Raw genomic sequence first — 12,006 nt, 5'->3', positions numbered from 1 at the left:
GCGGCACGCGGAGGGTGGTACCCGCTGCGATCGTGATCAACCGCGCCGCGCGCCGCGTCTTGGCGGCCCGGCGTGGTCAGCCGTAGAGCTCTTCGAACTTGCGGATCGAACGTTCGATGTCGCCCTTCACCGCGCGTACCGCCGTCGCGCCGATTGGCCCGAACAGCGGCGCTCCCCCGAGATTCATTGTGAGAGTGAACGCCGAACCGGCTTCGACCTCGGCGACCGTCATCGTGAGCCCGTACCTGGTGCCGCCGACACCTTTTCCGGTGACCTCGATCAGCTTGGGCGGGTCGAATTGCTTGATGGTCCACGTGACGCGGTTGCGCAACCCCTTGGCCCCCGCGACGCCGACAATCGTGGTGCCGACCGTCAGCTCGTCGGGCAGTTCGCTGCGCCAGCCTTCGTACATGACCATCCAGTCCCCCAACGAGTTGAGATCCGATACGTGCTCCCACGCCTCCTGCGGAGTCAACGTGAGCTGACGCGACAACTCGAGTTTGGCCATCTTCGGATCGTAGTCAGGTCAGCTCGGCGCGGGCAGGCGTAACACCAACCGGGCCCCGCCGAGTGGGCTGGCCTCCATCGCGGCGGTGCCCCCGTGCAGCTCGGCCTGCTGGGCGACCAGCGCCAGCCCCAGCCCCGACCCGGATCGCGCCGCCGTCGAACCGCGGGAGAACCGCTCGAACACCGCGGCGCGCTCCTCCTCAGGTATCCCCGAACCGTTGTCGTCGACGGTGATCTGCACGCCTTCACCGGAAGCGACTGCGCCGAGCTGGATTTCGGTGGCGTCGCCGTGCTTGATCGCATTGGTGATCGCGTTGTCGACGACGAGCCGCAGCCCGGCAGGCAGGCCGACCATGAGCACCGTCGTCGACGACGACAGCGACACCTTCAGCCCGGGATAGTTGCGCATCGCGTCGTGTGCGGCCCGGTCCAGCAGTTCGGTGATGTCGACGGGGACGAAGTCGTCAACGGTGGTGAGTTCGCCCTGCGCGAGTCGCTCCAACGCGGTCAGCGTCGCCTCGATCCGGCTCTGGGTGCGCATGACGTCGGCGATCACCTCCTGGCGCTGCTCGTCACGCATCTGAAGCGTGGAGAGCACCTCGAGGTTGGTGCGCATCGCGGTCAGGGGTGTGCGGAGTTCGTGCGAGGCCACCGCGGCGAAATCCCTCGCTGACTCCAGTGCCGCTCGCGTGCGCTGCTGTTCATCGCCGATCCGGGCGAGCATCCCCTCGACGGCTTCAGCGATCTCGACGGCCTCCTGCACGCCGCGCACCTGAACCTCTTCCGGTTTGGACTGGGCGTTGATCGCGCGCGCCTGCTGGGCCAGCAAGCGGAACGGGTTGATCATGATCGACCACATGACCCAGCCGACCAGCACGGTGCCGACGATCACGCCGCCGCAGATCAGCAGCACCCGTCGATGCAGTTCGTCGATGCGGCGTTGCGTCTCGGCCAGCGGCGCGCCGATCGCGATCAACGCGTCGCCGGCGGTGAACGTCCGGACGCGGTATTCGACACCGTCGATGGTGGTGTCGGCGTAACCGACGTCGAACCGCGGCAACACGATGTTCTCCGGTATGGAGACCGTGATCTCGTCGACGCGGGCCGTGCGGACCAGGCCGCCGTCGGGGATGGGCGGGTTGACGTCGGCCTGTTGCGCGGTGCGCAGCAGTTCGCTGATGTCGCCGAGGCTGCTCACTGAGTCGAGGCGACGGTCCAGCTGGCTGTACTGGTCGTTGGTGACGCCGAACCACACCCATGCGCCCAGCGTGATCACCAACGCGACCACCGACAGCGCCGCGACGATCACGATGATGCGCAGCGACATCACGCGGGTCAGCAGCTGGTACAGGCGTCCACCGAGTCGCACGATCAGCAACGATAGGACGGATCAGACCCGTCGCGGCAGTTGCGCGCCGATCAATGGCGCAATCTTTTCCGCCATGTAGGTATGACCCGCGTCGGTGGGGTGCACGCCGTCGGGGCCGATGAGCTCGGGCCGGTCCACGAACCACCGGGCGGCGATCGGGTCGACGAACGTCGCGCCCGCCAGTTCGGCCTGATATTTGAGGGTGTCACGGATGCGCATGACCGCGGCGGGAACGTCGGCCGTCGGCCACGGCGGCCCGATCACGAGGAAGAGCGCGGACGGCGCGATCCGTCGGGCCAACAGAAACGTGCCGTAGACCAGCACCGACAACTGTGTCGGGTCGACGTTCTGATCGTTGCGCGAACCGAAGAACACCACCAGCGTGTCGTCGGGCTTGACCGTCGCGGCGGTCAGATCCTCGAAGAGGCTGCCCCGGTTGCCACGGGTGCCGTAGCCGGCTCCCCCTTCGGCGCCGACGACCGCTGTGGTCGACAATCCCTGCTCGGCCAGGATCTGCCAGGCCTGGGTGGTCCAGGATTTCTCGCCGAGCCCGCCTTCCGGGCCGCCGGTCGTGTACGAGTCGCCGATCACCGCGATGCGGTTGAGCGCGAAGCTGAGCACGTCGATTTCCTTGTGCTCCATCGGCTTCGGATGCTGACAACCGGTGACCACGAGAATGGCGATCGCCACCGCGACGGTCAGTGCGCTGCTCACCGCGCCGGCGTACGACCGTGAGAACACGGGCGCGAGAAGCGTCGTCACCCGGCGCGGGCCGTCATCACCTCGGACCTTTCGCGCGGGCGCGACACGGTGTGCAACCTGCCTGTCGCATCCGGGATCGACGCGGTGGGGCCGTTCAGCATGCTGCGCATCCATTTCCGGGCGGGCTCCTCGACAAAGTGGTACAGCATGACCGCGCCGATCAGCGCGGTGCCAAGCAAGGCAACCATTATGAGCTTGCCCGTGAAGTCCGACGACAGCGTTAGCCCGAATTGCTGCACCATCCAACCCCAGGTGGTGTGCACCAACTCGTGAACCATGTAGAGGCAGAACGACACATGCCCGAGGTACACGACCGGCCCCAGCGAAAGAAGCCAGGGCAGCGATCCGGCGCCGATGGCCAGGGTGAACAGCAGCGGCACGAACAGCACGTCGACCAGGCCGGCACCGTCGACGATCTTGGGCAGCGGGTGCGCGTCGAGTCGGTAGAGGATCGCGACGATCGCGGCGCCGAGCAGAAGTGCGGCGTACCCGGCGGCGCGCCGAGCCTGATCGCTTGGGTCGAGCTTGCGCACCGCCGCTGCGATCAGGGCCCCGGCGGTGAACTGCATGACGATCCGAGGCAGCCAACTCCACGGGGTGTAGAACTGCCCCGACGCCAGCAGAAGCAGGATCGGCGGCATCACGGCGACGAAGGCCAGCGCGATCAGGCCCCTCGCCCTAGTCGACCGCGCGATGCGGAAGATCACCAGGATCAGACCGCCGAACAGCAGATAGGCCAGCCACTCCGCGCTGATCGACCACGCCGGCCCGTCCCAACTGGAGCCGTCGAAATAGGGCACGAACCACAGTTGGACCATCAGCGCCTGGCGCAGATAGTTCGTCGCCGTCAATGTCTCGGCTGCCGGTGACGGCACCCTGCCGACCTGCAGGGTGAAGATGATCCACAGGGCCGCCAGATGCATCGTCACCAGGTAGACCGGCCACACGCGGGCCAGCCGAAGCCACAGGAAGCGCAGCGTGGCTCGCCACTCGAACGACGGTCCCATGCGGTCGAGATAATTCCATGCCAGCACGAACCCGCTGAGCATGAAGAACAGGTCGACACCTTGGGCACCGCAGTTGAGCAGCGGCGCGAACGCCGATCGGAACCCCGGCACGGACTGCTCTAGCAGGGGCCGGAAGTGAAAGAGCACCACCCATACGGCGGCGACGATGCGCAGGCCGGAAAGGGCCTTGATTTCTCCGGTGCGCACAACACTCTCTTCGCGGAATTCCGTAGCGTTTTCGTTCGGGGTCCTGCCTGATAACCACACCGGGTTGGTCCGCTCCCCTGACCACAGACCCCGGCAGCCACCGAAGGGTAGCAGCGGGGCTCGCCACGGTTCAGGCCCGAAAAGTGCGCGCAGGGCGGCGTGCGACGTTCGAAACCGTTGGTAACAAGGCGCTTCGGCGACGACAGCAACATCGCCGAAAACTTGTACGACACGCCGATGAGCCACCCTGAACACACTCTTGACTGATTCCAGAAAACAGAGCATATTGGCAGCGTGTCCCCTACGCCTGACTACGCGGATCGGCTACGCGCCGCCGATCTTCGCGTGACCCGCCCGCGGCTTGCGGTGCTGGAGGCGGTCTACGGCAACCCCCACGCCGATACGGAGTCCATCTTCAGCGCAGTGCGTCGCGCCCTACCCGACGTCTCGCGGCAGGCCGTCTACGACGTGCTCGCCGCGCTTACCACCGCGGGGCTGGTGCGCAAGATCCAGCCTTCCGGGTCAGTGGCCCGCTACGAGTCCCGTGTCGGCGACAACCACCATCACGTCGTATGCCGGTCGTGTGGCGTCATCGCCGATATCGACTGCGCCGTCGGCGATGCACCCTGCCTGACGCCGTCGGACCCGATGGGTGCGTTGGACGGATTCGTACTCGACGAGGCCGAGGTCATCTATTGGGGCTTGTGCCCAGAGTGCTTGGTATCGCAGGTTTCCCGATCACAACCGTGATCACAGCCCAAATAACCCACCGGAAGGAACGCTGTGTCATCTGATACGTCCGACGCTCGCCCGCCTCATGATGATTCCAAGACAGCCAGCCACAGCGAGAGCGAAAACCCGGCTATCGATTCGCCGAAGCCGAAGTCGCACGCTCCTCTGACGAACCGGGACTGGTGGCCCAACCAGGTCGACGTTTCGGTGCTGCACAAGCAGAACGAGAAGGGCAATCCGCTCGGCCAGGACTTCAACTACGCCGAGGAATTCAAGAAACTCGACCTCGAGGCGTTCAAGGCCGACGTCCACAAGCTGATCACCACCTCGCAGGACTGGTGGCCCGCCGACTACGGCAGCTATGCCGGCCTGTTCGTCCGCATGAGCTGGCACGCCGCAGGCACCTACCGGATCTTCGACGGCCGCGGTGGCGCCGGCCAGGGTTCCCAGCGTTTCGCGCCGCTCAACAGCTGGCCCGACAACGCGCAGCTGGACAAGGCCCGCCGGCTGCTGTGGCCGATCAAGCAGAAGTACGGCAACAAGATCTCCTGGGCCGACCTGATCGCCTACGCCGGCAACGCCTCACTCGAGGTCGCGGGATTCAAGACGAAGGGCTTCGCGTTCGGGCGCGAGGACATCTGGGAGCCCGAGGAGATGCTGTGGGGCCAGGAGGACACCTGGCTGGGCACCGACCAGCGCTACGGCGGGACCAACGAGACCGAGCGCAAGCTGGCCGAGCCGTTCGGCGCGACCACGATGGGCCTGATCTACGTCAACCCGGAAGGCCCGGAGGGCAAGCCCGACCCGCTGGCGGCGGCGCACGACATCCGCGAGACGTTCGGCCGGATGGCGATGAACGACGAGGAGACTGCGGCGCTGATCGTCGGCGGCCACACCCTGGGCAAGACGCACGGTGCCGGCGACGGCGATCTGGTCGGGCCGGAGCCGGAGGCTGCGCCGATCGAACAGCAGGGCCTTGGCTGGAAGTGCGCGTTCGCCTCGGGTAAGGGACCTGACACCATCACCAGTGGTCTCGAGGTCGTGTGGACCCCGACTCCGACGCAGTGGGACAACAGCTTCCTGCAGACCCTCTACGGCTACGAGTGGGAGCTGACCAAGAGCCCAGGCGGCGCTTGGCAATTCGAGGCCAAAGACGCCGAGGCGATCATTCCCGATCCGTTCGGGGGCCCGCCGCGTAAGCCGACGATGCTCGTCACCGACATCTCGATGCGGGAAGATCCGATCTACGGCGCGATCACCCGCCGTTGGCTGGAGCATCCCGAGGAGATGGACGAGGCCTTCGCCAAGGCATGGTTCAAGTTGATGCACCGCGACATGGGCCCCGTCAGCCGTTACCTCGGGCCTTCGATTCCCGAGCAGGAGATCTGGCAGGACCCGGTGCCCGCGGTGGACCACGAGCTGGTCGACGAACAGGACATCGCCCAGCTCAAGAGCAAGCTGCTCGACTCGGGCCTGACCGTGCAACAGCTGATCAAGACCGCATGGTCGTCGGCGTCGAGCTTCCGCGGCACCGACAAGCGCGGCGGCGCCAACGGCGCGCGGATTCGCCTTGAGCCGCAGAAGGACTGGGAGGCGAACGAGCCCGCCGAGTTGGCTCAGGTACTTCCGGTGCTCGAGCGCATCCAGCAGGAGTTCAACAGCTCGGCGGCCGGCGGCAAGAAGATCTCGCTGGCCGACATCATCGTGCTGGGCGGCTCGGCTGCGGTCGAGAAGGCTGCGCGTGACGGCGGTTTCGAGATCAACGTGCACTTCGCGCCGGGGCGCACCGACGCCACGCAGGAGGACACCGACGTGGAGTCCTTCGCGGTGCTCGAACCACGGGCGGACGGCTTCCGTAACTTCGCGCGGGCGGGTGAGAAGGCTCCGCTGGAGCAGCTGCTGGTCGAGCGGGCCTACATGCTCGACCTGACCGCCCCTGAATTCGCGGTGCTGATCGGTGGTCTGCGGGTGCTGAACGTCAACCACGGCGGCAGCAAGCACGGCGTGTTCACCGACAAGCCGGGTGTGCTGAGCAACGACTTCTTCACGAACCTGCTCGACATGAGCACCGAGTGGAAGTCGGGTGCGGCGGAGAACGTCTACGAGGGTGTGGACCGCGCGACGGGACAGCTCAAATGGACGGCCACCGTCAATGACCTGGTGTTCGGCTCGAACTCGGTACTGCGCGGCATCGCCGAGGTCTACGCCCAGGAAGACAGCAAGGACAAGTTCGTCGAGGACTTCGTCGCTGCCTGGGTGAAGGTCATGAACAACGATCGCTTCGACTTGGATTGACATCCGGGTCTGATCGTCGATAACGACATGCGGCACCCCGCGGGCTCATCGGGCTCGCGGGGTGTCGCGCGTCCGGCGCCCTTCCTGTTGCTCTCCATCCGCGGTGAGGACGAAGCCGCCGAGGACGAATACCGGGCGATGATGCGGTTCGCCGGTCTTGACACCACCGGCATGCGGCGCATCCGGTTGACCGATGAACCGTTGGGAGACATCGACCTCGACGACTGGTCCGGAATCATCCTCGGCGGCGGGCCCTATAACGTCAGCGATCCCGTCGATGCGAAGTCGGCCACTCAGCAGCGGGTCGAATCGGAGCTGCTGGAACTCATCGGGCGCATCGTGGACCGCGACTTCCCGTTTCTCGGCTGCTGTTACGGCGTGGGCACATTGGGCACCGTTGTCGGGGCGGTCATCGACCGTACGTACCCGGAACCCGTCGGCGGCATGAAGATCACGGTCACCGACGCGGGACGCGACGATCCACTCTTCACCGAGCTGCCCGATGTCTTCGATGCCTACGGCGGACACAAGGAAGCCGCGGCGGTGCTGCCACCCGAGGCACTGTGCCTGGCGACCTCACCGCAATGCCCGGTTCAGGCGTTTCGGGTCAGACAGAACGTCTACGCCACACAATTCCATCCCGAGCTCGACCTGGACGGCCTCGACATCCGCCTTGATGCCTACAAGAACCATGGTTACTTCGCACCGGAGTCAGCGGAGCAGTTGAAACTCGAAGCGCGGCAATGGAAAGTGCGGTATCCGCAGACCATTCTGCGCCGGTTCGTGGACCGGTATGCGCGCTGACGGTTGGTCTTCCTGCTGCCGGGGCACTCCAGGGTGATGCACACCGTCGAGTACTCCCCCGGCCGGTCCGCAGATGTCTACGGCGATCCGGCGCAACCGACAGTCCTGATGTGGCACGGTGCCCAGACCGATTCGCGCACTGCGATGCGGCCGCTGGCCGAACGGGTGCATGCGCACGAGCTCGCGGTCGTGCTGGCCGACTGGGACTCACACGCCGACGATCGTGGGCGCAGCGACCTGTTGGCATCGGCGGCGTTTTCGCGTGAGCACGCCGGCGATCGGCCGCTCGTTGTCGTCGGCTGGTCGATGGGTGGCCTGGCCGCGGCCGGTCTCACGGTCCACGCCCGTGAGTTCGATGTCGCCCACACCGTCTGCCTCGCAGGGGCATTCATGGTCGCCGATCCCATCAGCGGATCGCCGTTGCCCGGCGAGCTGGATGGCGACCCTGTTCCGTTCACGCTGTTGCACGGCGCGCGCGACGATGTCGTCCCCGTCGAGGCGAGCCAGAGATTCGGCGAGACGCTCGAGCGCAACGGCTGGCCCGTCTCGTGCGTCGTGCTGGAGGCCGATCACGGGTCCATCGCCGGCGCGACCTACGACCCTGTCGCCGACCGCTACTCGGAAGCCTCGGATCCGGCGTCGCTATCGGTGGCGACGGATGTGGCGGCGCGAATCGCTGCCACGTTCTGATCTACTCCGCGGTGTCGATGCGGTGGGCCCACCGCAGGTGCCCGCCGCCCATGTCGGTACACACGAACGCCACCCCGTCAGAGCCCTGGGCGGACAAGCTCTGTTCGGGGCAGTCCATCGCGACGTTGTGGATGCCGACCAGGGGCCCAGCCGGCGTCCAGACACCCACCCTGTTGCAGACGAAGGTCGCACCGGTGGGACCGAGTCCGTAGTTGAAATACTTGCCGGGCTTACAGGGCGTCCCCTCGACGACATTGCGCGGGACATTGGGAACGCAGTCGGCGGAATAGCACACCGCCGACGCGTGGGGAGCAAGAGTGATCGAGGCGGCGGCGCACGTCAGGGCCGCCGTCAGCGCCGCGATGTGTGAGCTCGCCATCTCTCGATGGTGACACTCGAATACGAAGTTCGGTGCAAAATCACTTGACCTCAACAATGGTTCAGGTTGCAGAGTCGATCCATGGTTGCTTCGACGACGCAGTTGACCCGAATTCGGGACGATCTCTGGCAGACCCGGACGGACACGCCCTTCCCGGGCCTCACCACACACGCGTATCTGTGGCGAGGACCACGTGGCAACGTGCTGTTCTACAGCCCCGCCACGGAGTCGGATTTCGACGCCATCGACGCGCTCGGCGGCGTCCGCGCGCAATATCTGTCGCATCTCGACGAGGCCGGTCCGAACCTGAAACGAATCGAGAAGCGGTTCGGTCGCCGGCTGCACGCGCCGGAGGCCGAGATCGACACCATCGCCGAGCACGCGCGCGTCGACGTGGCCGTCGCTTGTGTGCGGCACGTCGATGGCAACGGTGTCGAGATACTCCCCACGCCGGGCCACTCCGACGGCAGCACAAGCTATCTCGTCACCGGTGCGACCGGTGAGCGCTACCTGTTCACCGGCGACACCATGTTCCCCACCCCCGAGGGCACGTGGGCCACGTTCCTGGTTCCGGGTCGCGGCGACGCCGGGCAACTACGCGAGAGTGTGGAACTGCTAGGCACAGTGGCACCGGACCTCGTGATCTCGAGTGCCTTCGGCGGCGAGACGGCGTGGCTGGCCGTCGACCCGCAACAGTGGGCAGAGTGCGTGGCGCAGGCGCTGGCGACCGTGCCGTCATAGACCGGTGCGTAGCGGTTCGGTGCCGCGACTTCTGCAGGATGGTTGTGATTCCGGAAAATCCACAGCCCTGCTGCAGATTTCGGTGGACTCGACTCGGCTGACAGCTCAGACCCCAACCTTCACCCGTGCGGCGGGCGTTGGTCGTCGGCATCGCCCGGGTCGGGGTCGCGCTAGGGCGTGCGCTGGTCGTAGGTGTCGTGCCATCGCCACCACTCGTAAGGCGGACCCTGCGGATAGCCTTCGGGTGAATCCTCCCAATCTTCCTGCCGACCGAGCGCTGTCATGTCGAGGAAGGGCCAGGTGTTCACGAACGCTTCATCGCCGCGGCCGTTGATGAGGTAGGTGCGGAACATCCGGTCACCGTCACGGATGAACGCGTTGGTGCCGTGCCAGTCCTTGACGCCGAAATCGTCGTCGAAGTCGTCGGTGATCGTGTACCACGGGATGTGGTCCCAGCCCATCTTGGTTTTCATCCGGGCCAGGTCGGATTGTGTTGCCCGCGAGACGTATACAAGTGTCGTGTCGCGGGCGTTGAGGTGGGCGAGGTTCGGAACGTGGTCAGCCATCAAGGAGCAGCCGACACATCCGTGTTCGGGCCAGCCGGGATGCCCGGGAACGTCACCGTCACCGGTGCCGGGCTCGATGAACGCGCGGTACACGAGCAGTTGGCGTCGGCCGTCGAACAGATCGAGCAAGCTCACCCTGCCGTCGGGCCCCTCGAAGGTGTAGTTCTTGTCGACGGCCATCCACGGCATCCGGCGGCGTTGGGCGGCCAGGGCGTCGCGGGCTCGCATGAGTTCCTTCTCTTTGACGAGCATCTCCTGCCAGGCAGCGTCCCATTCTGCTGGGGGAACTATCGGTGGTGCTTTCACTTCTCCTCACTCCCTTGTCATCTCGCGGTTAAGTCATCCGAGCGCCCCGCTGAAAGGCGCGACCACTGCGCGATCGGTCGTCCGTTGCTGCGCATAGGCTGGCGATCCGCCGCGAGGGGGTATATCGGCCAACCCGCCGGTGAGTCCTCCCACTCTTCCTGGCGCCCGTACGCAGTGAGGTCCATCAGCGCCAGGCTGAAATCCATGGCTTCGACGCCGCGGCGGGTCGTCCAGTAGGTCTCGAAGACACGGTCGCCGTCGCGCAGATAGCAAACCAGGTGCATGAGATTTTTCTGGCGTCCGACGAGCAGCGTCTCGAGCGAGCCCTGCGCCGAGTACCACGGCATCTCCCATCCCATGAAATCGCGGTAGCGCCGGCTTTCGTCGTAGGGGCCCTGGCAGAGCACTGCGTAGGTGATGTCCCGAGAGTGAAGGTACGACAGCTCGGTGACCTGGCTGGCGCACCATGTGCAGCCTTCACACTGTGCAGGTGCCGGGTGGCCGGCATGCCACATGAAGTAGTACGCGACCAGTTGCGTACGCCCCTCGAACGCGTCGAGCAAGGTGACCGGCCCTCGTGGACCGACGAGCATTGTGGTGGAGTCGATTTCGACCATCGGCAGACGCCGGCGGGCCGCGGCGATCGCGTCGCCTTCGCGGGTATGGGCCTTTTCCCGGACCCTCAAGGCGTCGATCGCGGCCTGCCACGTCTCGCGGTCGGCGACCGCAGGCATCGAGGTCATGACGCTGCTTCCAGTTCACTCTTGAGGTTGGCGAGCTTCCATGGCCATCCGCCGGAGATCAGGCCACGCACAGTGCTTTCCGGCGGAAACTCGTCGTGCACAACAGTCAGCTTCACCTGGCCGTCCTCGACCGGTTCGATCTCGAAGGTGACCTTCGACCGCCTCTCGGCCGCCGCCTTTTCCACGACGTCCTGGTCGAGGCCCAGCGTCACCAGTTCGGGCACGAAGGTGTGGAAGGTGAACGCGAGCCTCCGATACGGCTCCGACTCGAGAATTACCTGCTCCGGATCCGTGATCTCCAGCCCGGTGCAGTCGGACCACACATAGGAGGAGCCCTTCTTGAAGTCCGACACCAGGGCGTGACCCATGTAGCGGTTGGAGAAGGCCGGGTCGGTGATGGCCTGCCACAGGCGTTCGGGTGTGGTGCGGATATAGGTGACATAGACGAATTCGCTGCTGCTCATCGGGTGGGTCTCCAATGCTGTCTTGAGGTCCGCGAGCGTCTGCACTCGCGCGCGGTCGTACTGATGGATCCAACGGTCGGCTATCGCGTTGATCGGCTCCGCGTTGAGGTAGTGCAACTTCTCGCGCCCCCGCCACACGGTGGTGATGAGGTTGGCGGATTCCAGCACGGCGAGGTGCTTGCTCACGGACTGGCGGGCCATCGACAACCGCGAGCACAGATCGCGCAGCGTCTGGCCGTTGCGGTCGTTGAGGCTGTCGAGAAGCAAGCGCCGATTCGGGTCGGCCAGCGCCTTGAAAACGTCGTCCATCCCTGCCACCTGGTTCATGCAGCCGGTTGGCTGCACGTTTGACGATAGGCAGCCGCCTGGCTGCGTGTCAATGGTGAGGGTCGGACGTCATCCGGAGCGTGCGCTCACCGCGAGAATCAGCGCAT

At 65.7% G+C, this 12,006-nt stretch carries 13 protein-coding genes; 5 read left to right on the top strand and 8 right to left on the bottom strand.

Annotation, left to right across the window (positions count from 1 at the left end; all coding sequences use genetic code 11):
* Positions 1-76: 76 nt before the first annotated feature.
* The 4 genes from AU192_RS00815 to AU192_RS00800 form a co-directional block, all read right to left on the bottom strand.
* A complete protein-coding gene (locus tag AU192_RS00815) occupies positions 77-508 on the bottom strand; it encodes a type II toxin-antitoxin system Rv0910 family toxin (protein WP_064393808.1) in 432 nt (143 codons plus the stop codon).
* Between the two features lie 18 nt (positions 509-526).
* The gene (locus AU192_RS00810) at positions 527-1,834 is read right to left on the bottom strand and encodes a sensor histidine kinase (RefSeq protein WP_082694195.1); all 1,308 of its coding nucleotides are present in this window, start codon (positions 1,832-1,834) and stop codon (positions 527-529) included.
* 63 nt (positions 1,835-1,897) lie between these two features.
* Positions 1,898-2,590 carry an Rv0518 family GDSL lipase gene (locus AU192_RS00805; protein WP_064394160.1) on the bottom strand — a complete coding sequence of 231 codons (693 nt, stop codon included), beginning with the start codon at positions 2,588-2,590 and terminating at the stop codon, positions 1,898-1,900.
* 44 nt (positions 2,591-2,634) lie between these two features.
* Complete coding sequence (locus AU192_RS00800) at positions 2,635-3,852, bottom strand: acyltransferase family protein (RefSeq protein WP_064393807.1); 1,218 nt, start codon at positions 3,850-3,852, stop codon at positions 2,635-2,637.
* Positions 3,853-4,146: 294 nt separating this feature from the next.
* On the opposite strand from AU192_RS00800, the gene AU192_RS00795 reads away from it, so the two are divergent.
* The 4 genes from AU192_RS00795 to AU192_RS00780 are packed head-to-tail and all read left to right on the top strand — an operon-like array spanning position 4,147 to position 8,373.
* Positions 4,147-4,602, top strand: a complete 456-nt coding sequence (locus tag AU192_RS00795) for a Fur family transcriptional regulator (protein ID WP_064393806.1) — start codon at positions 4,147-4,149, stop codon at positions 4,600-4,602.
* A 33-nt stretch (positions 4,603-4,635) separates the two neighbouring features.
* Complete coding sequence (katG, locus tag AU192_RS00790; RefSeq protein ID WP_064393805.1) at positions 4,636-6,879, top strand: catalase/peroxidase HPI; 2,244 nt, start codon at positions 4,636-4,638, stop codon at positions 6,877-6,879.
* Positions 6,880-6,906: 27 nt separating this feature from the next.
* Complete coding sequence (locus tag AU192_RS00785) at positions 6,907-7,683, top strand: glutamine amidotransferase (protein WP_064393804.1); 777 nt, start codon at positions 6,907-6,909, stop codon at positions 7,681-7,683.
* Between the two features lie 36 nt (positions 7,684-7,719).
* Positions 7,720-8,373, top strand: a complete 654-nt coding sequence (locus AU192_RS00780) for an alpha/beta hydrolase family protein (protein ID WP_064394159.1) — start codon at positions 7,720-7,722, stop codon at positions 8,371-8,373.
* Between the two features lies 1 nt (position 8,374).
* Here the strand turns inward: AU192_RS00780 and AU192_RS00775 are convergent, their stop codons facing one another.
* Positions 8,375-8,752 (bottom strand): hypothetical protein, encoded by a 378-nt coding sequence (locus AU192_RS00775; RefSeq protein WP_064393803.1) that lies wholly within the window; start codon positions 8,750-8,752, stop codon positions 8,375-8,377.
* An 81-nt stretch (positions 8,753-8,833) separates the two neighbouring features.
* Between AU192_RS00775 and AU192_RS00770 the strand changes: the two genes are divergently transcribed.
* On the top strand, positions 8,834-9,493 hold the full coding sequence (locus tag AU192_RS00770; RefSeq protein WP_064393802.1) for an MBL fold metallo-hydrolase: 660 nt from the start codon (positions 8,834-8,836) through the stop codon (positions 9,491-9,493).
* A 170-nt stretch (positions 9,494-9,663) separates the two neighbouring features.
* Here AU192_RS00770 and AU192_RS00765 read toward each other — a convergent pair whose 3' ends face one another.
* From AU192_RS00765 to AU192_RS00755, 3 genes are read right to left on the bottom strand one after another with little or no spacing between them, the layout of a single operon-like run.
* Positions 9,664-10,365 carry a DUF899 domain-containing protein gene (locus tag AU192_RS00765; RefSeq protein WP_082694861.1) on the bottom strand — a complete coding sequence of 234 codons (702 nt, stop codon included), beginning with the start codon at positions 10,363-10,365 and terminating at the stop codon, positions 9,664-9,666.
* A gap of 17 nt (positions 10,366-10,382) precedes the next feature.
* Complete coding sequence (locus tag AU192_RS00760) at positions 10,383-11,108, bottom strand: DUF899 family protein (protein ID WP_064393800.1); 726 nt, start codon at positions 11,106-11,108, stop codon at positions 10,383-10,385.
* Positions 11,105-11,881 (bottom strand): ArsR/SmtB family transcription factor, encoded by a 777-nt coding sequence (locus AU192_RS00755; RefSeq protein ID WP_064394158.1) that lies wholly within the window; start codon positions 11,879-11,881, stop codon positions 11,105-11,107. Before AU192_RS00755 ends, AU192_RS00760 begins: the two co-directional genes overlap by 4 nt.
* Between the last annotated feature and the right edge of the window lie 125 nt (positions 11,882-12,006).

It is taken from the genome of Mycobacterium lehmannii, assembly GCF_001499925.1.
Taxonomy (GTDB): domain Bacteria; phylum Actinomycetota; class Actinomycetes; order Mycobacteriales; family Mycobacteriaceae; genus Mycobacterium; species Mycobacterium lehmannii.
This window is presented reverse-complemented; position numbering and strand designations above follow the sequence as displayed.

Coding starts and splice junctions, on each gene's coding strand:
- AU192_RS00775 (WP_064393803.1), bottom strand. CDS start 8,752: ATGGCGAGCTCACACATCGCGGCGCTGACGGCGGCCCTGACGTGCGCC.
- AU192_RS00770 (WP_064393802.1), top strand. CDS start 8,834: ATGGTTGCTTCGACGACGCAGTTGACCCGAATTCGGGACGATCTCTGG.
- AU192_RS00755 (WP_064394158.1), bottom strand. CDS start 11,881: ATGGACGACGTTTTCAAGGCGCTGGCCGACCCGAATCGGCGCTTGCTT.
- AU192_RS00760 (WP_064393800.1), bottom strand. CDS start 11,108: ATGACCTCGATGCCTGCGGTCGCCGACCGCGAGACGTGGCAGGCCGCG.
- AU192_RS00810 (WP_082694195.1), bottom strand. CDS start 1,834: ATGTCGCTGCGCATCATCGTGATCGTCGCGGCGCTGTCGGTGGTCGCG.
- AU192_RS00780 (WP_064394159.1), top strand. CDS start 7,720: ATGCACACCGTCGAGTACTCCCCCGGCCGGTCCGCAGATGTCTACGGC.
- AU192_RS00785 (WP_064393804.1), top strand. CDS start 6,907: ATGCGGCACCCCGCGGGCTCATCGGGCTCGCGGGGTGTCGCGCGTCCG.
- AU192_RS00815 (WP_064393808.1), bottom strand. CDS start 508: ATGGCCAAACTCGAGTTGTCGCGTCAGCTCACGTTGACTCCGCAGGAG.